At 64.0% G+C, this 23919-nt stretch carries 19 protein-coding genes and 1 pseudogene; 11 read left to right on the forward strand and 9 right to left on the reverse strand.

Annotated features, from left to right (window positions below; genetic code table 11):
* Position 1 precedes the first annotated feature (1 nt).
* Positions 2-960, forward strand: a pseudogene (locus PO883_RS17260) (NADP-dependent oxidoreductase).
* Positions 961-1019: 59 nt separating this feature from the next.
* Here the strand turns inward: PO883_RS17260 and PO883_RS17265 are convergent.
* Together PO883_RS17265 and PO883_RS17270 are read right to left on the reverse strand one after the other, a co-directional pair.
* Positions 1020-1379 (reverse strand): antibiotic biosynthesis monooxygenase, encoded by a 360-nt coding sequence (locus PO883_RS17265; protein ID WP_289310871.1) that lies wholly within the window; start codon positions 1377-1379, stop codon positions 1020-1022.
* Entirely contained in the window at positions 1376-1705 is a 330-nt protein-coding gene (locus PO883_RS17270) for an NIPSNAP family protein (protein WP_167087141.1), read from the reverse strand. The genes PO883_RS17265 and PO883_RS17270 overlap by 4 nt, the downstream gene beginning before the upstream one ends.
* A gap of 92 nt (positions 1706-1797) precedes the next feature.
* Here PO883_RS17270 and PO883_RS17275 point away from each other — a divergent pair, with 92 nt between their 5' ends.
* From PO883_RS17275 to PO883_RS17290, 4 genes are read left to right on the forward strand one after another with little or no spacing between them, the layout of a single operon-like run.
* Complete coding sequence (locus PO883_RS17275; protein ID WP_289310872.1) at positions 1798-2151, forward strand: hypothetical protein; 354 nt, start codon at positions 1798-1800, stop codon at positions 2149-2151.
* A gap of 48 nt (positions 2152-2199) precedes the next feature.
* Complete coding sequence (locus PO883_RS17280; RefSeq protein WP_289310873.1) at positions 2200-2844, forward strand: hypothetical protein; 645 nt, start codon at positions 2200-2202, stop codon at positions 2842-2844.
* Between the two features lie 9 nt (positions 2845-2853).
* Positions 2854-3171, forward strand: a complete 318-nt coding sequence (locus tag PO883_RS17285) for a heavy-metal-associated domain-containing protein (protein ID WP_289310874.1) — start codon at positions 2854-2856, stop codon at positions 3169-3171.
* Complete coding sequence (locus PO883_RS17290) at positions 3168-3554, forward strand: hypothetical protein (protein ID WP_289310875.1); 387 nt, start codon at positions 3168-3170, stop codon at positions 3552-3554. Before PO883_RS17285 ends, PO883_RS17290 begins: the two co-directional genes overlap by 4 nt.
* Positions 3555-3685: 131 nt before the next feature.
* Here the strand turns inward: PO883_RS17290 and purL are convergent, their stop codons facing one another.
* Positions 3686-7732 carry a phosphoribosylformylglycinamidine synthase gene (gene purL / locus PO883_RS17295; RefSeq protein ID WP_289310876.1) on the reverse strand — a complete coding sequence of 1349 codons (4047 nt, stop codon included), beginning with the start codon at positions 7730-7732 and terminating at the stop codon, positions 3686-3688.
* Positions 7733-7984: 252 nt separating this feature from the next.
* On the opposite strand from purL, the gene PO883_RS17300 reads away from it, so the two are divergent.
* Positions 7985-9619, forward strand: a complete 1635-nt coding sequence (locus tag PO883_RS17300; protein WP_289310877.1) for a tetratricopeptide repeat-containing response regulator — start codon at positions 7985-7987, stop codon at positions 9617-9619.
* 43 nt (positions 9620-9662) lie between these two features.
* On the opposite strand, the gene PO883_RS17305 is transcribed toward PO883_RS17300, so the two are convergent.
* The 3 genes from PO883_RS17305 to PO883_RS17315 all read right to left on the reverse strand — a co-directional run bounded on the left by PO883_RS17305 (position 9663) and on the right by PO883_RS17315 (position 16291).
* Positions 9663-11612: a WG repeat-containing protein gene (locus PO883_RS17305; RefSeq protein WP_289310878.1), complete on the reverse strand. Its 1950-nt coding sequence runs from the start codon at positions 11610-11612 to the stop codon at positions 9663-9665.
* A 57-nt stretch (positions 11613-11669) separates the two neighbouring features.
* The gene (locus PO883_RS17310) at positions 11670-12476 is read right to left on the reverse strand and encodes a hypothetical protein (RefSeq protein ID WP_289310879.1); all 807 of its coding nucleotides are present in this window, start codon (positions 12474-12476) and stop codon (positions 11670-11672) included.
* A gap of 200 nt (positions 12477-12676) precedes the next feature.
* Positions 12677-16291, reverse strand: a complete 3615-nt coding sequence (locus tag PO883_RS17315) for a hydantoinase B/oxoprolinase family protein (protein ID WP_289310880.1) — start codon at positions 16289-16291, stop codon at positions 12677-12679.
* A gap of 112 nt (positions 16292-16403) precedes the next feature.
* Here PO883_RS17315 and PO883_RS17320 point away from each other — a divergent pair, with 112 nt between their 5' ends.
* Positions 16404-17897: an NAD(P)H-hydrate dehydratase gene (locus PO883_RS17320; protein WP_289310894.1), complete on the forward strand. Its 1494-nt coding sequence runs from the start codon at positions 16404-16406 to the stop codon at positions 17895-17897.
* A 287-nt stretch (positions 17898-18184) separates the two neighbouring features.
* The gene (locus PO883_RS17325) at positions 18185-18646 is read left to right on the forward strand and encodes a hypothetical protein (protein ID WP_289310881.1); all 462 of its coding nucleotides are present in this window, start codon (positions 18185-18187) and stop codon (positions 18644-18646) included.
* A 46-nt stretch (positions 18647-18692) separates the two neighbouring features.
* Here PO883_RS17325 and PO883_RS17330 read toward each other — a convergent pair whose 3' ends face one another.
* On the reverse strand, positions 18693-19409 hold the full coding sequence (locus tag PO883_RS17330; protein WP_289310882.1) for an ABC transporter ATP-binding protein: 717 nt from the start codon (positions 19407-19409) through the stop codon (positions 18693-18695).
* Here PO883_RS17330 and PO883_RS17335 point away from each other — a divergent pair.
* From PO883_RS17335 to PO883_RS17345, 3 genes are read left to right on the forward strand one after another with little or no spacing between them, the layout of a single operon-like run.
* Positions 19408-20037: an arylesterase gene (locus PO883_RS17335; protein ID WP_373890077.1), complete on the forward strand. Its 630-nt coding sequence runs from the start codon at positions 19408-19410 to the stop codon at positions 20035-20037. The genes PO883_RS17330 and PO883_RS17335 overlap by 2 nt on opposite strands.
* Positions 20034-21089: a tRNA 2-selenouridine(34) synthase MnmH gene (gene mnmH, locus PO883_RS17340; protein WP_289310884.1), complete on the forward strand. Its 1056-nt coding sequence runs from the start codon at positions 20034-20036 to the stop codon at positions 21087-21089. The genes PO883_RS17335 and mnmH overlap by 4 nt, the downstream gene beginning before the upstream one ends.
* Positions 21090-21112: 23 nt before the next feature.
* On the forward strand, positions 21113-22408 hold the full coding sequence (locus tag PO883_RS17345; RefSeq protein WP_289310885.1) for a PoNe immunity protein domain-containing protein: 1296 nt from the start codon (positions 21113-21115) through the stop codon (positions 22406-22408).
* A 200-nt stretch (positions 22409-22608) separates the two neighbouring features.
* Here PO883_RS17345 and PO883_RS17350 read toward each other — a convergent pair whose 3' ends face one another.
* Both PO883_RS17350 and PO883_RS35130 read right to left on the reverse strand, forming a co-directional pair.
* Complete coding sequence (locus tag PO883_RS17350) at positions 22609-23301, reverse strand: hypothetical protein (protein ID WP_289310886.1); 693 nt, start codon at positions 23299-23301, stop codon at positions 22609-22611.
* A gap of 86 nt (positions 23302-23387) precedes the next feature.
* A complete protein-coding gene (locus PO883_RS35130; RefSeq protein WP_373890078.1) occupies positions 23388-23816 on the reverse strand; it encodes a pentapeptide repeat-containing protein in 429 nt (142 codons plus the stop codon).
* Between the last annotated feature and the right edge of the window lie 103 nt (positions 23817-23919).

Here is a 23919-nt window from a genome sequence, read left to right on the forward strand (position 1 = left end):
GCTGCGCAAGGCCGAGGTGGCCGAGCCGGTCGTGCACGACCACGATGTGCTGGTGCAGATCCACGCAACTGCCGTCAACGTGCTGGACGCCAAGATCAAGACCGGTGAATTCAAGCTGGTCCTGCCCTATCGCCTGCCGCTGATCATGGGCAACGATGTCGCCGGGGTGGTGGTCAAGGCCGGTGCGCGGGTGGGCCGCTTCAAGGTGGGCGACGAAGTCTACGCGCGGCCCGACAAGGACCGCATCGGCAGCTTCGCCGAGTATATTGCGATGAACGAAAGCGACGTCGCGCTCAAGCCCGCCACGCTGTCGATGGAAGAAGCGGCCTCGATCCCGCTGGTCGGGCTGACGGCCTGACAGGCGCTGGTCGAGAAGGCCGACCTGAAAAAAGGGCAGAAAGTGTTCATCCAGGCCGGTTCCGGCGGCGTCGGCTCGTTTGCGATCCAGCTGGCCAAGCATCTGGGGCCACGGTGGCCACCACCGCCAGCGGCGCGCATATCGAGATGGTCAAGCGGCTCGGGGCCGACATCGTCATCGACGACAAGAAGGACGATTTCGAGGACATCTTGCGCGACTATGACGTTGTGCTCAACAGCCAGGATGCGGCCACGCTGGAAAAGTCGCTGCGCGTGCTCAAACCGGGCGGAAAGCTCATTTCCATCTCCGGATCGCCGGACCCGGATCTTGCCACGCAACTGGGGCTGCCGTGGTTTGTGAGGCTGGTGGTGACCTTGCTCAGTGCGGGCGTGCGCAGGAAAGCCAGACAACGCGGTGCCAGCTACGCTTTCCTCTTCATGCGGGCCGAAGGCAAGCAGCTGGGCGAGATCGCCAGCCTGATCGACAGCGGCCAGATCGGCGCCGTGATCGACCGCATTTTTCCGTTCGACGAAACGAATGCGGCCCTCGATTACGTTGAGGCCGGCAGGGCCAAGGGCAAGGTGGTCATCAAGGTCAGCTGACAGCGCTGCTGGCGGGGGGAGGCGAACTCATCCCGTGCGCGCAATGCGCCACAGGCGCTTCAGGCCGGCGGCGGCTGGTCGTGCCGGATGCGCGAATCGGCCGGCGCTTCCGCCCGCTCATGCATGCCATAGTCGCGCATCACGGCTGCCACGCGCAAGCGGTAGTCGGCGAAGATGAATGCGCGTCCCTGCTCCTGCGTCTCGCGGTGCAAGCCGTGGTTGCGCCAGGCGCGCACGGCCTCTTCATCGCGCCAGAACGATAGCGACAGGATCTTGCCGGCGTCCGACAGGCTCTGGAAGCGCTCGATCGACAGGAAGCCATCCATCTGTTCCAGCTCAGGCCGCAGGCTCGCGGCCGCATCCAGGTAGGCCTGGCGCTGGGTTTCATGCGGGATTACCTCGAAGATCACGGCGATCATTGGGCGGCCCGCTGGAATGCGCTATCGACCACCTCGGTGAAGGTGCGCTCCTCGCGCAGGATGAAGCGCTTTTCCTGCGCCATGGCGAAGTTGGCGCGGCTTTCGGGGTCAAGGCGCAGGCGCGCGCGGTAGGCCTCGTAGGCGGCCAGGCTGTCGAAGCCGACCAGGCCCCAGGCTTCGTAATTGGTGCCTTCGAGCGGCAGGAAGTAGCCGATCAGCTTGCCGCCGCAGCGCGGGATGATGCGGCCCCAGTTGTCGGCATACTCGCGAAACGCGTCGCGCTGGAAGGGATCGATTTCGTAACGGATAAAACAGGCGATGGCCATGGTGGTCCTTTCTCAGGTGGAAACGTGACTATACCGGCGCCGGTCCGGCGGAAGGTTCGGCGCGGAGCGAACCGTCGTTTCCGGATACTGGTATGATCGCGCTCATGCCCTCCGCTTTCCGTCGCCTGCTCGCTTGTCTGTTACTCGTGCTGTTGCCGTTCCAGGCAATGGCCGCCGGCGTCGCCGCGTGCGACGCCGCCGGCCGCGCATGTTCCGAACAGATGATGCGCATGATGGATTGCTGCGATCACGGCGACCAGTCCTCGTCCGACCTTCACTGCGGCAGCGCCTTCGGCTGCCTGTCCGCCGCGGCGCACGCCCTGCTACCCGGTGTGCCCGCGCCGCTTGTGCAGTCGCAGGCTGGCGCGGTCGCCGTCGTGCCGGTGCATTTTCACGACTCCTTCATACCCGACGGGCCGCACCGCCCTCCCCGCCCGCTCTCCTGATCCCGACGAAGCCTGGCCACGCCAGCCCTTTCATCAACAGGATACGCAATGCACACATCAACACTCCGCACCTGCGCCCTCGGCGCGCTGCTGGCGGCCGCCCTGCCCGTCCAGGCGGCCCCGATGGGGTTCAAGGACTCATGGATGGCCATGGGCGATGCCGGTCCCAACTGGCGCGAGCTGTACGTCAATTACGCCTACACTGCGCGCGACGCCATCGGCGCCAGCGCCACCTGGATGCGGGCGGACGACCACGGCATCACCCGCGAAATCGACGAAGTGACCTACACGCGGCTGGTAAAGCGCTGGAACATGAAGCACGCGCAAGCGAACGTCTGGTTCGTGGGCGGCATCGGCGCCTTGCGCGGCGACGGCCCGACCCGGCTGATGGCCACGCCGGGCGTGCAGCTCGACTATGAAACAACACGGGTCTACCTCGGCGCGACGCATCGGCTGTACCGTGCCAGCGGCATCAACCACGATGTCAGCTCCGCGCGCGCGGGGTTCTCGTTCTACGAAACCGACTACGACCAGACCCAGCCCTGGCTGGTGCTCGAAGCGCGCCGCATGCACGACTTGAGCGGCCGGACCGAACTGACGCCCATGCTACGACTGATCAATAAACGCTACTTTATCGAAGCGGGGATGAACAATATGCATCAGGCCCGCTTCAATTTTATGTACATTTTTTAAGGAATCATCATGAGAAAACTCATTGCAACGGCGCTGCTGGTGGCAGCATCGTCCTCCCACGCTGCGCCGACGCTCAAGGCCGAGGTCAACGGCATGGTGTGCGCGTTCTGCGCCCAAGGCATCGAAAAGCACTTGCGCCAGCTTCCGCAGACCAAGGACGTATACGTGAATCTCAAGGATCGCATTGTCGCCGTGGAAATCAAGGATGGCGAAACGCTGGCGCCCGAGACGGTCAAAACCGTGGTCAAGGATGCCGGATATGACGTGATCGGGATCGAAACGGTGAGCCAGACGGCCAGCCAGCTCAAAGCCGCGGCGGCCAAATGAGCGATGTGGATGCTGGCGAAGGCTTGAAGCAGACGCGGACGGCATCGGTGCTGTCGCTGCTTACCAGCGCAAGCACGCTGATCTGCTGCGCGCTACCGGCTTTGCTGGTGGCGCTGGGCGCCGGAGCGGCGCTGTCGTCGGTGATCGCGGCGGTGCCGCAACTGGTGTGGTTCTCGGAGCACAAGGACGTGGTGTTCGGATTTGCCACCGTGATGCTGTTGCTGTCCGGTGCGATGCAATGGCGGGCGCGCTCGCTGCCATGTCCGACTGATCCGGCACTCGCGGCCAGATGTGCCAGTACGCGCAAATCGGCGGCGTGGGTGTATCTGGTCGCCGTCAGCCTGTACCTGATCGGCGGATTATTTGCCTTCGTGATGGGTTAACCGCAAAACCGTCAGTCATTGTTCCTTGCACTCCGCAAACCCCAAAACCAGAAAACCGTCGTTTCTGGCAGTGCCAGAAACGACGGTTTCGAGGGTTGTGACTTGCGTTTTGCGGTTTAGCTCAGCTTACCTTAACCGACCCACTTGCGCGCATTGCGGAACATGCGCATCCAAGGCGAATCCTCGCCCCACGATTCCGGGTGCCACGACTGCTGCACCGAACGGAACACGCGCTCGGCATGCGGCATCAGCACGCTAAAACGCCCGTCCGCCGTCGTCACCGACGTCAGCCCCTCGGGCGAGCCGTTCGGATTGAACGGATACGCCTCGGTCGCCGCGCCGCGATTGTCGACAAAGCGCATGGCCTTGACCACCGCCTCGATATCGCCCGTCTGCGAGAAGTCGGCAAAGCCTTCGCCGTGCGCGATCGCAATCGCCGCCTGCGTGCCCGCCATGCCGCTGAAGAAGATCGACGGCGAATCGAGCACCTCGACCATCGCAAAACGCGCCTCGAACTGCTCCGATTTATTGCGCGTGAACTTAGGCCACGCATGCGCGCCCGGAATGATCGATTTCAGGTTGCTCATCATCTGGCAACCATTGCACACGCCCAGTCCGAACGTGTCGCCACGGCTGAAGAAGCGCGCGAACTGGTCCGCCAACTGGGCGTTGAACAGAATCGTCTTGGCCCAGCCTTCGCCCGCGCCCAGCACGTCGCCGTACGAGAAGCCGCCGACGGCGATGATGCCCTGGAAGTCGTCCAGCTTGGCGCGGCCGGCAATCAGGTCGCTCATGTGCACGTCCACTGCCGCAAATCCGGCCTGGTGCATCACCCACGCGGTCTCGATGTGCGAGTTCACGCCCTGCTCGCGCAGGATCGCCACGCGCGGACGCACGCCCGTCGCCACGAACGGCGCGGCGATGTTCTCGCTCGGGTCGAAGGTCAGCTTCGGCGTGATGCCCGGATCGGTCTCGTCCAGCAGACGCTCGTATTCGGCATCGGCGCACGCGGGATTGTCGCGCAGGCGCGCGATGCGCCAGCTCGTGTCGCTCCACACGCGGTGCAGCGCGCTGCGCGCTTCGGTGTAGATCACCTTGGCGTCGCGCGTGAATTCGATCACGCCACGCTCGTTCGGCTTGCCGATGATATGGCTGCACGCACCCAGGCTATGCTCGCGCAGCACGTTCATCACGAGCGATTTTTCGTCCGCACGCACCTGGATCACGGCGCCCAGTTCTTCGTTGAACAAGGCACGCAGCGTCTGGTCGTTGCGGCGCTCGCCCACCTGGCCCGCCCAGTTCTTGGCATCGCCCCAGTCGGCGCCATGGCCGGCTTCGAGCGTGAGGATGTCGAGATTGACCGACAGGCCGCTACGGCCCGCGAACGCCATCTCGCACAAGGTGGCAAACAGGCCGCCATCGGAACGGTCGTGGTAAGCGAGCAGCTTGTCGTCGGCGTTCAACTGCTGGATCGCCGCGAAGAAGGCTTTCAGGTCGTCCGCGCTGTCGACGTCCGGCGTCTCGTTGCCGAGCTGCTGGGTCACCAGCGACAGCGCCGAAGCGCCAAGGCGGTTCTTGCCGCGTCCCAGATCGATCAGGATCAGCGCGGTCTCGCCGGCGTCCAGCTTGATCTGCGGCGTCAGCGAGCGGCGCACGTCGTACACCGGCGCAAACGAGGACACGATCAGCGATACCGGGGACGTGACCGATTTGGCCGCATCTTCATCGCGCCAGGTGGTACGCATCGACAGCGAATCCTTGCCGACCGGGATACTGATTCCCAGCGCCGGGCACAGTTCCATGCCGACCGCCTTGACGGTATCGAACAGCGCGGCATCCTGCCCCGGCTGGCCGCAAGCCGCCATCCAGTTGGCCGACAGCTTGATGTCGGAGATATCGCGGATCGGCGCGCAAGCGATGTTGGTCACCGCCTCGCCGACCGCCATGCGGCCCGACGCGGCGGCGTTAATCACCGCCAGCGGGGTACGCTCGCCCATCGCCATCGCTTCGCCCAGATAGCCTTCGAAGCTCATTGCGGTAACGGCGCAATCGGCCACCGGCACCTGCCACGGGCCGACCATCTGGTCACGCACCGTGGTGCCGCCAACCGTGCGGTCGCCAATCGTGATCAGGAACGATTTGTCGGCCACCGCGGGCAGCAGCAGCACGCGCTTGGCCACGTCAAGCAGGTCGAGGCCCGTCAGGTCGATTGCGGGGAATTCATTGTGCACGTGCGCGACATCGCGCAGCATCTTCGGGGGTTTACCGAGCAAGACATCCATCGGCATGTCGACCGGCGAGTTGCCCAGTTCCGGATCGATCAGCTTGAGCTGGCGTTCTTCGGTGGCCACGCCGACGGCGGCGAACAGGCAGCGCTCACGCTCGCACATGGCGGCGAACAGCGCCAGGCTCTCAGGAGCAATCGCCAGCACGTAGCGTTCCTGCGATTCGTTGGACCAGATCTCTTTCGGCGCCATGCCGCTTTCTTCAAGCGGCACCTTGCGCAAATCGAAAATCGCGCCGCGCTTGGCATCGTTGGTGATCTCGGGGAAAGCGTTCGACAGGCCGCCTGCTCCCACGTCGTGGATCGAGATGATCGGATTGTCCGCGCCCATCTGCCAGCACGCGTTGATGACTTCCTGCGCGCGCCGTTCCATTTCCGGATTGCCGCGCTGGACCGAATCGAAGTCCAGGTCGGCCGTGTTGGTGCCGGTCGCCATCGATGACGCGGCGCTGCCGCCCATCCCGATGCGCATGCCCGGACCACCCAGCTGGATCAGCAGGCTGCCAACCGGGATGTCGTTCTTGTGCGTGTGCTGGCCCGAGATATTGCCGATCCCGCCGGCGATCATGATCGGCTTGTGATAGCCGAACACCGCGTCGGGCATGCCCGCGCTCAGGGCGCCGACATTCTGTTCGTAGGTGCGGAAGTAGCCGCCCAGGACCGGACGACCAAACTCGTTGCTGAACGCGGCGCCGCCGAGCGGGCCTTCGATCATGATCTGCAGCGGCGAGGCGATGCGGTCAGGCTTGCCGTAGACCGCGGCGACAGCGCGCTGGCCGGCCGGCTGGTTGACATTGGCCGCGTTTTCCCATGGACGCACGGCGTCCGGGATCATCAGGTTGGAGACCGTAAAACCAGTCAGGCCAGCCTTCGGCTTGGCGCCACGCCCGGTTGCGCCTTCGTCGCGGATCTCGCCGCCGGCGCCGGTGGAGGCGCCGGGAAATGGCGAAATCGCGGTCGGGTGATTGTGCGTCTCGACCTTCATCAGGGTGTGCGTCAGTTCCGTCGACGGGGCGTACTCATGCCCGGCGCCGCGCGGGTAGAAGCGCATCACGGTCGCGCCTTCCATGATCGACGAGTTGTCGCTGTAGGCGACGATCGTGCCTTTCGGCTGCAACTGGTGCGTGTTCTTGATCATCTGGAACAGCGACTTGTCCTGCGCCACGCCGTCGACGATCCAGTCGGCGTTGAAGATCTTGTGGCGGCAATGCTCACTGTTCGCCTGCGCGAACATCATCAGTTCAACGTCGGTCGGGTTGCGCCCGGCCTTCGTGAATGCGTCGAACAGGTAGTCGATTTCATCGTCCGACAGGGCCAGGCCAAGTTCGGTGTTGGCTTTTTCCAGAGCGTGCTTGCCGGCGTTGACCACATCGACCGATTCCAGCGGACGCGCTTCGAGTTCGCGGAACAGGCTTGATGCCTGGTCGGCGTTGCGCAGCACGCTTTCGGTCATGCGGTCGTGCAGCAGGCCAGCTACCGCTTCGGTTTCCGCGTCGGAGAGCTTCTTGGCCGCGCCAATGCTGCTGCCCAGCAGACCCGTTTTCAGGCTGACCGAAAATGCGATTCCCCGCTCGATCCGGTGCACATGCGCCATGCCGCAGTTGTGTGCGATGTCAGTCGCTTTCGATGCCCAGGGCGAGATGGTGCCCAGGCGCGGGATGACGAAGAATTCTTCGGTCACGCCCTCGCGCGGGCTTGCCGCGGCGGGTTCGCCGTAGGTCAGCATCGCGGACAGGCGCGACGTGTCGTCCGCCGACAGCGCCGCGCTGGTATCGATAAAGTGATAAAAACGCGCCTGGACCGCCGTAATCGCCGGGGCGACAGCTTGCAATTGGCTCAGGAGGCGTTGGCTGCGAAATACGGACAGGGCATTGGAACCCGGTAGTATCAACATGGTTGGAAGGTGGTTGATGCAGCGAGGCTGCGGGGTTAAAGGTAATGAAGGCACGAATCTGGGTAAGGCTGGAATCCTTTAGGCCGACATTATACCGTGTTGCCACCCCGTCAGCGCGGCGTATTCGCCTCACCGCCTCGTGTACCTGTTGCCGCCAGCGCAAACATTAGCGTATCGTAGGGTTTCAAGAGTTTCCCGTACGAACCGTTAACAGTGCTGAAACCCCGTTCATGGGGGCACGAGAGTGAAAAGATGCAAGATAACAGCAACTTGTCCGTATTGGTGATCGACCCGAACCCGGGCATGCGCGGCAGCCTGCAAAACATGCTGGTGCAGTCCAGCATCACGAAAATCGAATTTGCCGTCAACGCCAGCACGGCCATCAAGCAGGTCGGCAAGCGCAGCTACGACCTGATCCTGTGCGAATACGATCTCGACGGCGGCAACGGCACCGACAGCGGCCAGGATGGCCAGCAACTGCTGGAAGACATGCGCCATCACAAGCTGATCGGCCTGTCGACCATCTTCATCATGATCACCTCGGAAGGCGTCTACAGCAAGGTGGTCAGCGCCGCCGAACTGACCCCGACCGACTATATCCTCAAGCCATTCACGGTGGACATGCTCAGCGTCCGCATCAACCGCGCCATCGAGCGCCGCGCCGTGTTCCTTCCGACCTATAACCTGATCAGCCAGGGCAATCTGCGCGAGGCGATCAGGTCGGCCGCGAGCGGCGAAGCGAATCATCCGCGCCAAGTGGCCGATTTTGCAAGGCTGCGTGCCGACATGCACGTGGCGCTCGACGAACTGGCGCAGGCCGAGGATATCTACACCGGCATCCTGGCCAGCAAGTCGATCGGCTGGGCCAGCCTGGGCCTGGCGCGCGTGCTGTTTGCGCAGGACAAGGTGGAAGAAGCCGAGAACGTTGTCACAAAACTCATCGAAGACAATCCCAAGTTCATGGCCGCCTACGATCTGCTGGCCAAGTGCCACGAAATGAACGGCGCCGCCTACCGCGCCCAGAAGATCCTGGAAGAAGCGGTGGCGATCTCGCCGCACACGGTGCGCCGCCTGCGCCGCCTGGGCGAAGTCGCGCTCGAAGCGGGCGACGTGGTGGTGGCGGAAAAATCGTTCAAGCAGGTGGTGTCACGCTCCAAATACTCCGAATTCCGCAATCCGGAAGACCATGTGAAGCTGGTCAAGACCCTGCTCAAGAAGGGCGACACCAGCCAGGCCGGCAGCGTGATCCGCGACATGGAAAAATCCCTGCGCGGCACTGCCGCCATCGATGCCTGCAAGGCCATTTCGGTGGCGCTGCTGCATGAATCGGCCGGCAATACCACGGGCGCGGTGACGGAACTCAATGCGGCGGTGGCGGCCGTGCGGCTGTCCAAGGGCTTGTCGAGCGAGTTGAAAATCGGTTTGGCGCGCACCTGCCTGTCGAACCGGCTCGACAATGCGGCGGCGGAAGTCATGCTGACGGTCATGAACGACGTCGACAGCAATGTGTCGATGCAGGACGCGATGAGCGTGTTCGTCAAGGCTGGACGGCCCGATCTGGCGGAAGGCATGAATTCGCGCCTGATGACCCAGGTGCGGGAACTGCTCGACCTGGCCGCCGAGAAAGGCAATATGGGCGACGTGAAGGGCGCGGTGCAGACCCTGCTCGAAGCCCAGCACATGGCGCCGAAGAATGTGCAGGTCATGCTGGCGCTGGCCAAGGCGATCCTGCGCCAGCTCGAAGACCTGGGCTGGGACCATCCGCTGGCCGAGATTTGCAACACCCAGCTCGACGCCATCCGCAAGCTCGACCCGGCCAATCCGCTGCTGCCTGGGCTAACCGAGGATTACCACGGCGCCCAGCGCAAGTACGGTATTTCCAGCTGATCGCAGCCTGCCCCCTCGCAGCGTTGCCGTACCCGCGCCCTCGCTACCGCGCCAGCTGCGCGCGCGCGGTGAGCGCGGCGGCCAGGGTGGCCGGCGACGGTGCGCAGGTCAGCCATATTTCATACCACGCATCGCCGTCGCCGCAGTCGGAAAAGGTGCGCAGGACCAGCCATAAACGGTTCGCGTCGGACGCGCCGCCTTCGCTGCCCGGCAAGGCAAATGCCCAGCCATCTTCACCGTGATCGCTGCGCAGGCCGATGTGGTCGGGCGATGGATCGCTGGGACCGAACTGATTGACCAGTTGCGCCAGCAGGTCGGCGTGCATCGCACTCTGCGCGTCGCCGCGTAAAGTTTCGAGGAACGTGTGCTTGCCGAAGGTGTATTCGTCGAGGTAGGCACGGAACACACGCCGCACGGTGCAGACGGGATCAACGGAATCATCATCATCATCATCATCATCATCATCATCATCATCGTCGTCATCGCCGTCTTCTTGCACGTCCATGGAGGCGATTTCAGCGCCGCTGGCGAGTTGCCGCAGCTTGAGTGCGGTCTCCGCCAGCATGTCGCTGGCCAGGTCGATCAGTTTGTCGCGCGACGCGAGCTGGTCGAGAAAGGCGTCGGCCGGGACGGCAAAAAAGGCCGCGTGAACCGGCAGCGTATCGCTGGCCGGCCCCTGCCACAGCAAGCGCTGCTCATGATCGTACAGCGCCGCATGGTCGCCCGCATCGGACCGTTCGCGGCGCAGGTGGAATGCCACCCGCGCATCGCGGTCGAGCAAGGCGATGGCGCCGTCCCCGCCAAAAAAGGGCGCCAGCGGCGTATTCGGCTCCGGCCAGCGAAACGATCCGTCCTGCCTTGTCAGCGGCTCGATGACGCTGGCTGGCGCGGGTAGAAAAGTCCCATCGGCCAGCATCATGCCCCAAGTTAAAGGCGGGGCGACGCCTGGCACTGAGGGAACCGTGCCGCGCTTGCCACGCGCGATCGCAAAGCCATGCTGGTTGAAGCCCGTACTCCACCAAACGTTGGGCGTATCCAGATCGGCGCCGGTCGCGCTGACAAAATCGTTCTCCCCTTCCTGGACGACACCGCACACCATCGAGTCGGACAACTTCCAGGACCGGTCCTCAATGACCTGCCGCCCGGACGGCGTGATGTAGCCCCGGTTGGCATAGTGATTGCCGCTGCTCTGGACGCAGTAGGCCAGGCCGTCGGCGTTGAATTCGTGGATGTCCTCATAGCGGGGTTTGACGACCCAATTGCCGCTGGCGTCGATCAGCCCGTACTGTTTCGGATTGCTGGCCGCCGGCGCCACACCCTGCTCGCCAAACTGGCGTGCATGGATGAATTGCGGCGCGATGGCCCACTGGCCGCGACGGTCGATGTAGCCCATCCTGTCTTTTTCGCCGGGGCGGCATGCCGCGAGGCCGTTTGCCGAGAACGGGCCAGCCACAACGAAGGCGCCGTCGAACGCGAGCTGGCCAGCCGGATCGATGTAGCGCCACAAGCCATCGGCACTCTTCACTGCGGCCAGCCCCTGGAAGAACCCTTGCGCGTCCGCGTAGGCCGGCGCGATGGCCACCTGCGCGCCAAGGTTCATATATCCCCATAACCCGTCAACCTGATAGCGTGCCAGCCCGTCCCGGCTGAATGGACGGGCATCGTCGAGGCCGGGCGCCACCAGCCACGCACCATCGGCGTTGATATAGCCAAAGCGGCCGTTGACAGCTTCGGCAGCGGCAATCAGACCGCCCCCGCCATCGTCGCTGAACGGCCCGCGTACATTGGCGAGCGGGGGCGACATGGTGTGTACCCTGCCCGCGTGGATCAGCAGCAGTTCTTCCGCCTCGCTATCGGCTTGCAGGTAATTGCGGATCAGGATGGGCTGGGCCGGCATGGTCATCTGGTATGTGCGTTGATCATCGAACGGCCATTCTACCCGCAGCAACTTACCAGGATGACGATAACAGGATCGCTGCGGCGGCAATGGCAAGTAGTGACGCCGCAAGCTGCGACGCCAGCGTCGAAACGCGATTCATACAATCGCGCTTCAGCACTCGCGTGCCAGCGCCCCGCTCTTGCACGGCTTGGCGTTGGCGGGTGTGTGCAGCTTGAACGCCGGTTCATGCCGGGCTACCGGTTTGGCAGGGGCCGGCTTGCCTTTCGCGGCCGGTTTGGGCGCCACTTTGGGTTTGACGCCAGGTTTGACCGGCGCGGCGGGCGGCTTTTTCTTCGGGTCCGCTTTCGCCGCCACCGGTGGCACGGCCTTCTTCGCCCCGGGCTTGACCGGCGCGACCGGCGCTTTTGCCTTGGGCAGGGGCTTTTTCAACGCCAGCACAGGCGCCTTGGCCTTCGCCACAGGCTTGAGCACAGGCTTGGCCGCAGGCGTTTTTTTCGCCACGGTCGCGGCAAGCGGATGCACCGGTTTCGGCGCAGGCGCGATCTCGGCCGGCTTTTTAACGACCGGCTTTTCCGGCTCGGGCGGCAAGACCACCAGCGGTGGCACCGGTTCCGGCGCAGGCGTGATGCGCCCCGGCGGCGGCGACGTGTTGTCCGGCACCGGTTCGGAAACTGCCGGAGGAAGCGCAGCGGCCGGCGTCGGCTTGACCACCGGCTTGGCCGGCGCCGCCGCGTCAGTCTTTGCGCTCATCGCCACGGCATGCATGGCATCGTCGACCTTGCGCTCCGAATAAAACCAGAACCCGGCCCCAATCAGCGCCGCCAGGGCAGCGACACTGCCGCCCCAGGCCACCGCCGTGCCGATCCAGTCGCCCGCGCCAGCTTTTTCCTGCGGCGCGATACCCGACAACACCGGCGGACCGTCAGGTTCCAGCGACGCCGATGAGGGAAATTCCACGGGCGTGCCGTCAGGCGCCACCGGTGGCGGTGAAGGCTGCGCCGTCTCGGGAAATACCGGCGGCGCGCCCGGTGCCGGCTCGTTTTCCGGCGACAGACTCGGTTCTACCCGCCGAGGTCCGCTTTGCTCATGTGATTCCAAAATCCAACCCTTATTGATCTGACACTAAATTGTGTACTAATCCATAAGTGTAGCCAATATCACAAACTTTTGGAGCACAAATCGCCAAATCCCCCTCCGCCCGGGGTTTCGATCACGAACATGTCGCCTGCCGCCATCTCGGTTTTGCCGATATGCGCGAGCAGCTCGACGCTGCCGTCGGCCCGCACCACGCTGTTGATGCCGCACGCGCCAGGGCTGCCGCCAGCCATGCCGAATGGCGCATGGATGCGGTTATTCGACAGGATCGCCGCCGTCATCGGCTCCAGGAAGCGCACCTTGCGCACCCCGCCGTTACCACCGTGCCAGCGCCCTTCCCCGCCCGAGCCAGGCCGGATTTCATAGCTTTCCAGCCGCACCGGGAAGCGGAATTCCAGGATTTCCGGGTCGGTCAGGCGCGAATTGGTCATATTGGTCTGGACCACGTCCGTTCCGTTGTAGCCCTCGCCGGCACCGGAACCGCCCGAAATGGTTTCGTAATACTGGTACTTGGCGTTCCCGAAGGTGAAGTTGTTCATCGTGCCCTGCGAGGCGGCCATGACTCCGAGCGCGCCATACAGCGTGTTGGTGATGCAGGTCGATGTTTCCACGTTCCCCGACACCACCGACGCCGGATAGTGCGGATTGAGCATCGAGCCGGGCGGAATGATCACCTTCAGCGGTTTCAGGCAGCCCGCGTTGAGCGGAATTTCATCGTCCACCAGGGTGCGGAACACGTACAGCACCGCCGCCATGCACACCGCCGACGGCGCGTTGAAGTTGTTCGCCAGTTGCGGCGAGGTGCCGGTGAAGTCGATCGTCGCGCTGCGCGTGGCCTGGTCGACGCGGATGGCGACCTGGATGCGGGCGCCGTTATCGAGGTCGGTGATGAAGTCGCCGTCCTTGAGCGCCGTGATCACGCGCCGCACCGCTTCCTCGGCGTTGTCCTGCACGTGGCCCATGTAAGCCTGCACGACGGCCAGCCCGAAGTGCGCGACCATCTTGCGCAGTTCGTCCACGCCCTTCTGGTTGGCCGCCACCTGGGCCCGCAGGTCGGCCATGTTCTGGTCGGGATTGCGCGCCGGGTAGCGCGCGCCGCACAAGAGAGCGCGGGCTTCCGCGTCGCGCAGCAAGCCATCGACGCCGTCAACCAGCTTGAAGTTATCGATCAACACGCCTTCCTGTTCGATGAACACCGAGTCCGGCGGCATCGACCCTGGCGTGGTCCCGCCGATGTCGGCGTGGTGGCCGCGCGAGCCGACGTAAAACAGGATCGCGGCGCCCGCCTCGTCGAATACCGGCGTGATCACCGTCACGTCGGGCAGGTGGGTGCCGCCGTGATACGGGTCGTTGAGCATGAAAACGTCGCCCGGGCGCATTTTGCCGGCGTTCTCGGTCATGACGGTCTTGATCGATTCGCCCATCGAGCCCAGATGCACCGGCATGTGCGGCGCATTGGCGATCAGGTTGCCGGCGGCATCGAAAATCGCGCAGCTGAAGTCCAGCCGCTCCTTGATGTTGACCGAATAGGCGGTGTTCTGCAGGCGCAGCCCCATTTGCTCGGCGATCGACATGAACAGGTTGTTGAAGATCTCCAGCATCACCGGATCGGCCGTGGTGCCGATGGCGCGCCGCGCGGGCAGCGCTTCGATCCGGGTCAGCACCAGGTGGTTGTGCGGCGTGACCTTGGCCTGCCAGCCCAGTTCCACCACGGTGGTGGCATTGTCCTCGGCGACGATGGCCGGCCCCTTGATCACGTCGCCCGGACGCATGTCGGCGCGCTTGTACAGGCCCGTGTTGTGCCACGAATCGGCGCCGAACATGCGCACCGTTTCGCGCGCCTTGAGCGGCCCCTCGCGCGTGGGCAGCAGCGCCAGGTTCTCGGCCGGCGCGTCGGAGGCGCCGATGGCTTCGACCGACACCGCTTCGACCACCATCGCCTTGGACGGCATCAGGAACGAGAAGCGCTTCTTGTAGGCGGCCTCGAACTGGTTCTTCATGCGCTCGGGATTATCGAACGGGACGATGATGGCCGAATCGGTGCCTTCGTAGCGCAGGTGAACGCGGCGCACCAGGCGGATGCGAGAAGCGGCCACGCCCTGCTGCGTCAGTTCGCTGGCCAGGCCGTCGCCAAGGGCGTGCAGATAACCGGCCAGCAGATCGGGCGTGGTGTCCGCCAGGCGCAGTTCGACCGCGCGTTCGCGCATGGCGCGCTGGTCGGCCAGGCCCATGCCGTAGGCCGACAGCACGCCGGCCAGCGAGTGCACGAACACCGTCTTCATGCCGAGGGCGTCGGCCACCAGGCAGGCGTGCTGGCCGCCGGCGCCGCCGAAACTGGTGAGCGCGTATTCGGTCACGTCGTGGCCGCGCTGCACCGAGATCTGCTTGATCGCGTTGGCCATGTTCCCGACCGCGATCTGGATGAAGCCTTCGGCCACCTGCTCCGGCGCCGGCGTCACGCCGGTGGCGGCGCCAATCTGCTGCGCCAGCGCGAGGAACTGCGCGCGCACGCGTTCGGGGTCGAGCGGCTGGTTGGCCTCGGGGCCGAACAGGCGCGGGAAATGGGCGGGCTGGATTTTGCCCAGCATGACGTTGCAGTCGGTGACCGCGAGCGGTCCGCCGCGCCGGTAGCTGGCCGGCCCCGGGTTGGCGCCGGCGCTGTCCGGGCCGACGCGATAGCGGCTGCCGTCGAAATGCAGGAGCGAGCCGCCGCCAGCGGCCACGGTGTGAATGCTCATCATCGGCGCGCGCATGCGCACCCCGGCGACCTGGGTCTCGAACACGCGCTCGAATTCGCCCGAAAAGTGCGACACGTCGGTCGAGGTGCCGCCCATGTCGAAGCCGATCACCTTGTCGAAGCCGGCCAACTGGCTGGCGCGCGCCATGCCGACGATGCCGCCGGCGGGACCCGACAGGATGCTGTCCTTGCCCTGGAAGGCGCGCGCGTCGGTCAGGCCGCCGTTCGACTGCATGAACTGCAGGTTCACGGTGGGCATGTCGGCGGCCACCTGGTCGACGTAGCGGCGCAGGATCGGCGAAAGGTAGGCGTCGACGACGGTGGTGTCGCCGCGCGCGACCAGTTTCATCATCGGGCTCACTTCGTGCGAGACCGACACCTGGGTGTAGCCGATGGCGCGGGCGATGCGCGCCGCCGCCGCTTCGTGCGCGGTGTAGCGGTAGCCGTGCATGAAGACAATCGCCAGCGAACGCACGCCATCGTCATAGGCTGTTTGCAGGGCGGCGCGGGTGGCATCGTCGTCGAGTGGCGTGAGCACGTCGCCGTGGGCGCCCATGCGTTCATCGATTTCTACCACATGGCTGTATAGCAGTTCCGGCAGCACGATATGACGATCGAACAATTTCGGGCGATTCTGATACGCTATGCGCAGCGCGTCGCGAAAGCCGCGCGTGATGGCCAGCGCCGTGCGCTCGCCTTTGCGTTCGAGCAGCGCGTTGGTGGCGACGGTGGTGCCCATCTTGACCGCCTCGATGGCCTCGACCGGGATCGGCGCGCCGGCCTGCAGGCCAAGCAAGTGACGGATGCCGGCGACGGCCGCGTCGCTGTACTGCTCCGGATTCTCGGACAACAATTTATGGGTCACCAGGCTGCCGTCGGGCTGACGCGCCACGATGTCTGTAAATGTGCCGCCGCGATCGATCCAGAATTGCCAATCCATGTGCCGTCCTTAAATGTGTTTGGGATGGGACATATTGTAGTGCCCTTACCGGAATTTTAGGCGGAGCGTATTGAAATCGGCACAATATTAGTGTCTTTGCAACGGAGTTATGATGAAATCACTATACAGCGTGGCCGAAATCCGCAGTATCGAACACACCATGGCGGCGGCCCTGCCGGCCGGCACGCTGATGCGGCGCGCCGGCGAAGCGGCCACTAGCGCCGCGCGCGACATGCTGGCCGGGCGCAAGGTGCTGCTGCTGGCCGGTCCGGGCAATAATGGCGGCGACGCGCTCGAAGTCGCCGCCAACCTGGCGGGTGCCGACACCGACCTGGATGCCGATGTCACGGTGCTGTATCTGCCCGGCGCAACGGCGCCCTCGGCGGAGACGGCGCAGGCACTGGCACGCGCGCGCGCCAGCAAGGCGCACTTTGTCGACACCTTGCCGCTCGGGCGCGACTGGGGCCTGATCGTCGATGGCTTGTTCGGCATCGGCCTCGAACGTGCGCTCGCGGGCGAGATGCGCTTGCTGGTCGAGACCATCAACGCGCTCGGGCGGCCGGTGCTGGCGCTCGACGTGCCGAGCGGGCTCGATGCCGATACCGGCGCCGTGATCGGCCCGGACGGCGTCGCCATCCACGCCACGCGCACGATCACCTTCATCGGCGACAAGCCAGGCTTGCATACCTGTGAAGGACGCGACTACGCGGGCCAGGTACAGGTAGCGCCGCTCGGCATCGATCCCGGCCAGCGCCCGCACGCCGGGGCGCAACTGAACGAGGCGGCGCTGTTTGCGCGCCATCTCGCGCCACGCCGGCATAACAGCCACAAAGGCAGTTTTGGCGACGTGGCCGTGATCGGCGGGGCAAAGGGCATGGCAGGCGCGCCCCTGCTGACGGCGCGCGGTGCGCTGTTTTGCGGCGCCGGGCGCGTGTTCGTGGCGGCCATCGACCCGGTGGCGCTGGTCGATTTCGCGCAGCCGGAAATCATGATGCGCAATGCGCAGGACTTCGACGGCGGCGACGCCACGCTGGTGATCGGCCCAGGCATGGGCGATTCGGCGAGCGCCATGCGGGTGCTGTCCAAGGCCCTCGACGGCACGGCACCGCTGGTGCTCGATGCCGATGCGCTCAACCTGATCGCGGCCAGCCCGGACTTGCAGGGACGGCTGGCGCAGCGCGGGGCTGAGACGATCCTGACGCCGCATCCGCTGGAGGCGGCGCGCTTGCTGGGCGTGACCAGCGCCGTGGTCCAGGGCGACCGGCTGGCAGCGGCGCGCGAGCTGGCGTCGCGCCTGAACGCGGTGGTGGTGCTGAAAGGGTCGGGCAGCGTGATTGCGAATGCCATTGGGGCGGTGGTGATCAATCCGACCGGGAACGCGGGACTGGCCACGGCGGGCAGCGGCGATGTGCTGGCGGGGATCTGCGGCAGCTTGCTGGCGCAGGGGTGGCAGGCGTGGGAGGCGGCGCTGGGCGCGGTCTGGGTGCATGGCGCAGCGGCCGACCGGCTCGTGGCGCAAGGGAGCGGGCCGATTGGATTGACGGCGGGCGAGTTGCCGGTGGCGGCGCGCGCGGTGCTCAACGCGCTGGCGCGCCAGGAGCCGTAGCATGACCTCCCCGCCCCTTGCTCTCGCACTGTCCCGTCTTTCCAGCGTGGGTCCGGCACGTATCCGCAAGATTCGGTCCGCTCCGTAGGCGTGAGTGATTGGCAGGGCCAGCAATTACGCGTGCCGAACAACGATCAGGACGACAGCTGCAAGGCAGCGACGGGGCGTGTGGATGCAGGGGCGGAGTTTGCGCCGCCAATCAAACTGGTGTCGCTTGAAGTGTTCGATGGCAGTAGCTGGTGTTAGCATTCGCCCCCTGTTCTACAATTCGTCGAGGCGGCTTATACATGGACACGCGATACAAAAACCAGGTTGACGAATGCGGGGGCATTTGCGAAATCTGCGGCAAACGAGGCTATCACGCGGCGTGCGCGGCCCACGCGCTTCAAGCGGAGCGTCAGTTTCATGAAAACGACACGCGTCAGCTGCAGCAGTATGCTGTTCATCAAGTGCGCGGCGCTGTAGGGCCGCAGTCGCAGGCCTCGCTTGATCGTGCCGTTGCGGCGTTGGCTGCCTACCTGAAGCGACCGCTCGAATGCGATCTTGGCAATGCGATCGAAGGCGATTCCTGGTGGTTCATTCCGGAGGGCTGGATCGGCATGATCGGCTTCATTGTGGAAAAACGAAGTTCCACCATCTATGCGCTGGGTTCCGGCCTTGTCGCATGGTCCAAGCTGCCGCATACGGGTTCAGACTGGTGCGGCATTTTTTCGTACCTCAATGGCAAGGTCAATGCCGTCGACAGCTAACGACGCAGGCCGGCGCGCGACAGCGGCGAGGAAATGAGCACCACACTCAAACCAGGCGCCCACCCGCAATCGTAATCGTGCGTCCGCAGCGCGCCGCAATCGACGGATCGTGCGTGACCAGCACCAGGGTCGAACCCCGCTCGCGGTTCAATTCGAACATCAGTTGAATCACCGCCTCGCCGGTGGCCGCATCCAGGCTGCCGGTCGGCTCGTCGGCGAACAGCAGCGGCGGCTCGGTGACGAACGCGCGCGCCAGTGCCACGCGCTGCTGCTCGCCGCCCGACAAGAATTTCGGATAATGCTTCAAGCGGCTCGACAACCCTACCCGCCCCAGCATCGCCGCCGCCTTTTCCTTGGCATCGCTTTCACCGCGCAATTCCATGGGCAGCATCACGTTTTCCAGCGCATTCAAGTGCGCCAGCAGCTGGAACGACTGGAACACGAAGCCCAGCTTGGCCTTGCGCAGGCTGGCGCGGCCATCTTCATCGAGCGCGAAGATATCGTCGCCGGCCAGGATCACCTTGCCGGACGATGGGGTGTCGAGACCGGCGAGCAGCCCGAGCAAGGTCGACTTGCCCGAACCGGACGCGCCCACGATCGCGAGCGTCTCGGCCGGTTGCACTGTAAAATCCACACTGTGCAGAATGGTGAGCTCGCCGCTGGCGTCGGCCACCCGTTTCGACAGGCCGATCACGTCGATCGCCGCCGCCGTCTTTGCATGGTCACTTACGTAACGATTGGAAGAGTCAGGAATGTCACGCATGCTTGTTTATCTCAAAAAATGGTCTGTTTGCGGGCTGCTGATGATGGCCGCCTCGGCGAGCGCCTATTCTGCACCAAAAACCGTGCTTGTGCTGGGCGACAGCCTGTCCGCCGAATATGGATTGAACCGCGGCGCCGGCTGGGTGGCGCTGATGGAACAGAAACTCAAGGCTGAAAAAATCGATGCCGCCATCGTCAACGCCAGCATCAGCGGCGAAACCACCAGCGGCGGGCGGGCGCGCCTGCCGGCCCTGCTCACCCAGCACAAGCCCGACATCGTGGTCATCGAACTGGGCGCCAACGATGGCTTGCGCGGCCTGCCGGTGCCGGCCGCCGAAGCGAATATGCGCACCATGATCGAGCTGGCGCAAAAGAACAAGGCGCGCGTGCTGCTGGTCGGCATGCGCATTCCGCCCAACTACGGGCGCGATTACACCGAACGCTTCTTCGGTATGTACAAATCCCTGTCGACGCAGTACAAGGCGCCGCTGGTACCGTTCATGCTCGATGGCGTGGCCGACAAGCCGGCGCTGTTCCAGGCCGACCGCTTGCATCCGAACGCGCAAGCCCATCCCGCCATCCTGGCGAATATCTGGCCGCAGTTCCACGCACTGGTGAAATCACGATGAAATATCCCGCCCTTGAGAATTTCGCCTCCCTGCTGCCGCAGCTCGACCAGTTCGACTGCATCATCGACGCGCGCAGCGAGTCCGAATTCGCGCTCGATCATCTTCCCGGCGCCATCAACTGCCCGGTGCTGAGCGACCCGGAGCGCGTGCGGGTCGGCACCATGTACAAGCAGATCAACGCCTTCGAGGCCAAGAAGGTCGGCGCGGCGCTGGTGGCCAAGAACATCGCGCGCCATATCGAAACGCTGTGGCTGGACAAACCGAAGGAATGGCGTCCGCTGGTGTATTGCTGGCGCGGCGGCAACCGCAGCGGCTCGATGGCGCTGATCCTGGCGAAAATCGGCTGGCCGGCGGTGCAGCTCGACGGCGGCTACAAGGCGTACCGCGCGCACATCAGCGCGGCGCTGCTGGAAACGCCCCTGCCCGAATTGAAGGTCATTTGCGGCACCACGGGCAGCGGCAAGAGCCGCCTGCTGCAGGTGCTCGATTCGATCGGCGCGCAGGTGCTGGACCTGGAACAGCTGGCCGCGCACCGCGGTTCGGTGCTCGGCAACCTGCCGAGCCAGGCGCAGCCGTCGCAAAAAATGTTCGAGACCCTGATCTGGGAAAAGCTACGGCGCTTCGATCCGGCGCGGCCCGTCTTCGTGGAATCGGAAAGCAAGAAGGTCGGCCAGTTACGCGTGCCGGATGCGCTAATGAACAAGATGCGCCAGTCGCCATGCGTGTCCCTGGTGTTGTCGCGGCCAAACCGGGTGCGCCTGCTGATGGAAGACTACCAGCATTTCACCGAGAGCCCGGACACGCTCAATACCCAGCTCGACTGCCTGACGCAACTGCACGGGCGCGACAAGATCGACAGCTGGCACGCGCTGGCCAGCGGCGGGCAGATGCCAGTGCTGGTGGACGAATTGCTGGCCGCGCATTACGATCCGGCTTACCTGCGCTCGATCGACCGCAATTTTATCCAGGTCGGCAAGGCCGAGGTGGTGCAGCTGGACGATATCGGCGAGACCGATTTCCTGGCGGCGGCGCACCGCCTGCATGCCGCCTGAGCAAACCCTGACATGTTGACCGAATGACGACACCACGCAACCTGAGCGGCACGCCTGCCGAGATGGATTACCACGTCAACAATGCCGACAGTCGTGTCGCGTCACCATTGCGCCGCTATGTGGAAAAGCCGGAAGACCCGTACAACCAGTACAAGCTGCTGACCATTCCGCGCCATCAGCAAAAATGCCTGCTGTTCCGCTTTGCCCGGGGCGACACGCTGGGCAGCGTCCGTGCCTGGTTCCTGGACGAGATGCTGCCCACCCTGCGTAAAACGCAGGAAGACAGCAAGATCCTGTTCCCGGAACACGACGTGCTGCTCGATTCCGGCGAACCGTGGGCCTTGCTGTGGCTGTTTGCCTTCGTCTGCTTCGACGATGACGGCACCGAACTGGCACGCGCCGAGACCTGGTTTACGCGCGAGGATGGCCCGGTATTATTTGACATGCTGCTCAAGGCGTTTGTTCCATCGACGGCCTACGCCAAGAAATACAATCCAAAGTTGTCGGAGGCGAAAGAAGAAGCGGTCATTGACGCGCTGCTGCTGGATGAACCTGGACGCACGCGCGCACTGGAAGCGTGCATGCGCCAGTGGCCGAAACTGATGAAGCCGTACGGCTACCGCGAGGTGCCGGTCGAGGGCAAGCATATCTTCGAACATTTTCCGTTCGAGATCGCGCTGGCCGTGTGCGCTTATGATGCCGACGACAGCGCCTTTCGCGACCTGCCCTACTATCCGCGTGAACTGGTGGACTACTACCGCGAACACGTGCGCGGCAAGCGCGATGCGTGGCGCGGCACGGGTGTGGGCGCCGGGCCGGAGATTCCGCCGGCGCCGCATCGGCAGCCGAAAAAAATCTATGCGCTCAAGCCTGCCGAGGCGTACGTGCGCTGGCTGGAACTGGCATGCAACGAACAGCCGGAGATCGTCGCCAAAGCGCACAAAGGGCTGAAAAAGCGCAAGAGCATGCCGTCCCTGTGCAGCGCAATGGAAGTGCTGGCGGGGTTAGCTTACGGCGCCCAGGCCGACCTCAAGGACGATGCGACCTTGGCCGGCCATGTGGTGGCCATGTGCGCCGCGCGCGGCCTGCCCGCGTTCACGCCGCCACCGCCTCCGCCGGAAGGGCCGGCCCGCATCAGCAAGATCCTGTCGGCGTTGCAGTCATGGTCGGTCGGGCAAGGACAGCAGTTGTTCGTCCTGAACGATGACGAGGACGACAACTGGAACGCGCTGCTGGTGCGGGCCGATGCGAAGGATGAATTTGCACTGCTGTGCGAGCAATTGTCGCTTGAGGTCCTGGACGACGCTGGCTGGAGCTGAACGCTGGGATTGCTCATCCTGGCGACGCCCGTAAGCGTTCTCGCAAAACGCCCTTGGATGAAGTCGGCGGCACTTACCCGACTGTATTGAACGATGCAACGATGTCGACAAGCTGTCGCCTGACCCAGGCATGGGCAGGTTCGCCATGGAAGCATTCGTGCCGAATCAGCCAAGGCTCGACGCTTGCCTTGTTCTTTTATTCAAGAAATGAGATGCCGGAATGTCGGTTCGATGTTTTTTGAATGCAGGAAACGCACGATATCTTCCAAGGTGGCGTCCCGCAACAGCAAGCCATCGGTACTCGCAGCAGCAGCGCGTGCGGGCACGCTGGCCGTGGCGGGCGCGCCATGGGCTTGTTCGAGCACGTCGAAGGCGTGCTGGAACTGTTTGGCGCTGATGCGCTCCAGACGTTCAAGCAGCGCGCCCTGGCCTGCCAGCGGCGGCGGCATTTCCAGCCCGGACTCGTCGGCGAAGGAGGCGCCCAGGCCCGGGTCGATGAATGCGGCCCACTTGCCGCTGTGCGGGTCGAGGCAAGGCGGTAATTCCACCGGGGCGCTGGCTGCGTCCGGAAACACCTCCATGTCCGGTGTGTAAGCCTTGCGGATCAATTCCAGAAACCTTTGCACCCGCGCGACTGGCGTGGGCGTGTCCAGCGACATCCACAGGTAGTAACCATTTGCACCGGAAATACTGACTGCCGGCGCGGGAAAGCCAAGCTCGGCCTGCAAGGCATTGGCCACCGTGCACAGGCGGGTCCAATGCTGCGCTTGTTCGGCACCGGAGGTTTTACGGAAAGCGATGACGATGGCGCGCGTCTGGCCGTTGCCGTCCACCAGATCGACCGCCAGGGAGGATAGTCCCAGCCGGCGCTGCGCCAGCGTTTCTGGGGACAAGCTAGCTTCGGGCAGGTATAGCCTTGTCAATTCCAACATCAATTTCTGCATCTGTTTCCTTGAATCGGACCGCATCAGCCTGCTGCTTAGGCTCGTCCTTTCGGGTATTTTGCCACAGGACGCCCCGATCTCGGCGGCCTGCTGTGAAACTCTTCTTCAAGACCCGGGCAACGGGTTTGCGTGCATTCATACCAGGCGATGTCGTTGAAGAAGCACAAGCCGTCCAGATTATCTTTCACAAAATGGCAATCCACGAACTCGCACTCGATGAACTTGCATCCTCTAAAGCTGGTGCCGCGAAATGTACAGTTCCTGAATTTGACGTTGACGAACAGGGCGCAATTAAACAGTCCCCAGTACCAGCTGCATTGCTCGATGGTGCAGCCGATAAACACGGAATCAATGCTGCCGCCTTCGGTATCCATCCCGATAAATTCGCAATACTGGTAGACATGACCGCTCCACCCGGCCGGTTTTCGCAAGGATGTTTCAAATTTTTCACATTCAAATAACATGTACGGCACTCCAGATAAATAATCCCGCCTGCTTGGGAATTCCACAAGTTTCGCTTTAATCGGTTATGCTGAACATTATCGCTTATACATGCTCCCGGAAACG

This window comes from Massilia sp. DJPM01 (assembly GCF_030348125.1).
In the GTDB taxonomy this organism is placed as follows: Bacteria; Pseudomonadota; Gammaproteobacteria; order Burkholderiales; family Burkholderiaceae_D; genus Telluria_A; species Telluria_A frigida.

Excerpts from the sequence above, each read along its gene's own strand:
- PO883_RS17325 (WP_289310881.1), top strand. The coding sequence starts at position 18,185 with ATGGACACGCGATACAAAAACCAGGTTGACGAATGCGGGGGCATTTGC.
- PO883_RS17285 (WP_289310874.1), top strand. The coding sequence starts at position 2,854 with ATGAGAAAACTCATTGCAACGGCGCTGCTGGTGGCAGCATCGTCCTCC.
- PO883_RS35130 (WP_373890078.1), bottom strand. The coding sequence starts at position 23,816 with ATGTTATTTGAATGTGAAAAATTTGAAACATCCTTGCGAAAACCGGCC.
- PO883_RS17315 (WP_289310880.1), bottom strand. The coding sequence starts at position 16,291 with ATGGATTGGCAATTCTGGATCGATCGCGGCGGCACATTTACAGACATC.
- PO883_RS17320 (WP_289310894.1), top strand. The coding sequence starts at position 16,404 with ATGAAATCACTATACAGCGTGGCCGAAATCCGCAGTATCGAACACACC.
- PO883_RS17335 (WP_373890077.1), top strand. The coding sequence starts at position 19,408 with ATGCTTGTTTATCTCAAAAAATGGTCTGTTTGCGGGCTGCTGATGATG.
- mnmH (WP_289310884.1), top strand. The coding sequence starts at position 20,034 with ATGAAATATCCCGCCCTTGAGAATTTCGCCTCCCTGCTGCCGCAGCTC.
- PO883_RS17330 (WP_289310882.1), bottom strand. The coding sequence starts at position 19,409 with ATGCGTGACATTCCTGACTCTTCCAATCGTTACGTAAGTGACCATGCA.
- PO883_RS17300 (WP_289310877.1), top strand. The coding sequence starts at position 7,985 with ATGCAAGATAACAGCAACTTGTCCGTATTGGTGATCGACCCGAACCCG.
- PO883_RS17280 (WP_289310873.1), top strand. The coding sequence starts at position 2,200 with ATGCACACATCAACACTCCGCACCTGCGCCCTCGGCGCGCTGCTGGCG.
- PO883_RS17265 (WP_289310871.1), bottom strand. The coding sequence starts at position 1,379 with ATGATCGCCGTGATCTTCGAGGTAATCCCGCATGAAACCCAGCGCCAG.
- PO883_RS17275 (WP_289310872.1), top strand. The coding sequence starts at position 1,798 with ATGATCGCGCTCATGCCCTCCGCTTTCCGTCGCCTGCTCGCTTGTCTG.
- PO883_RS17290 (WP_289310875.1), top strand. The coding sequence starts at position 3,168 with ATGAGCGATGTGGATGCTGGCGAAGGCTTGAAGCAGACGCGGACGGCA.
- PO883_RS17345 (WP_289310885.1), top strand. The coding sequence starts at position 21,113 with ATGACGACACCACGCAACCTGAGCGGCACGCCTGCCGAGATGGATTAC.
- PO883_RS17270 (WP_167087141.1), bottom strand. The coding sequence starts at position 1,705 with ATGGCCATCGCCTGTTTTATCCGTTACGAAATCGATCCCTTCCAGCGC.
- purL (WP_289310876.1), bottom strand. The coding sequence starts at position 7,732 with ATGTTGATACTACCGGGTTCCAATGCCCTGTCCGTATTTCGCAGCCAA.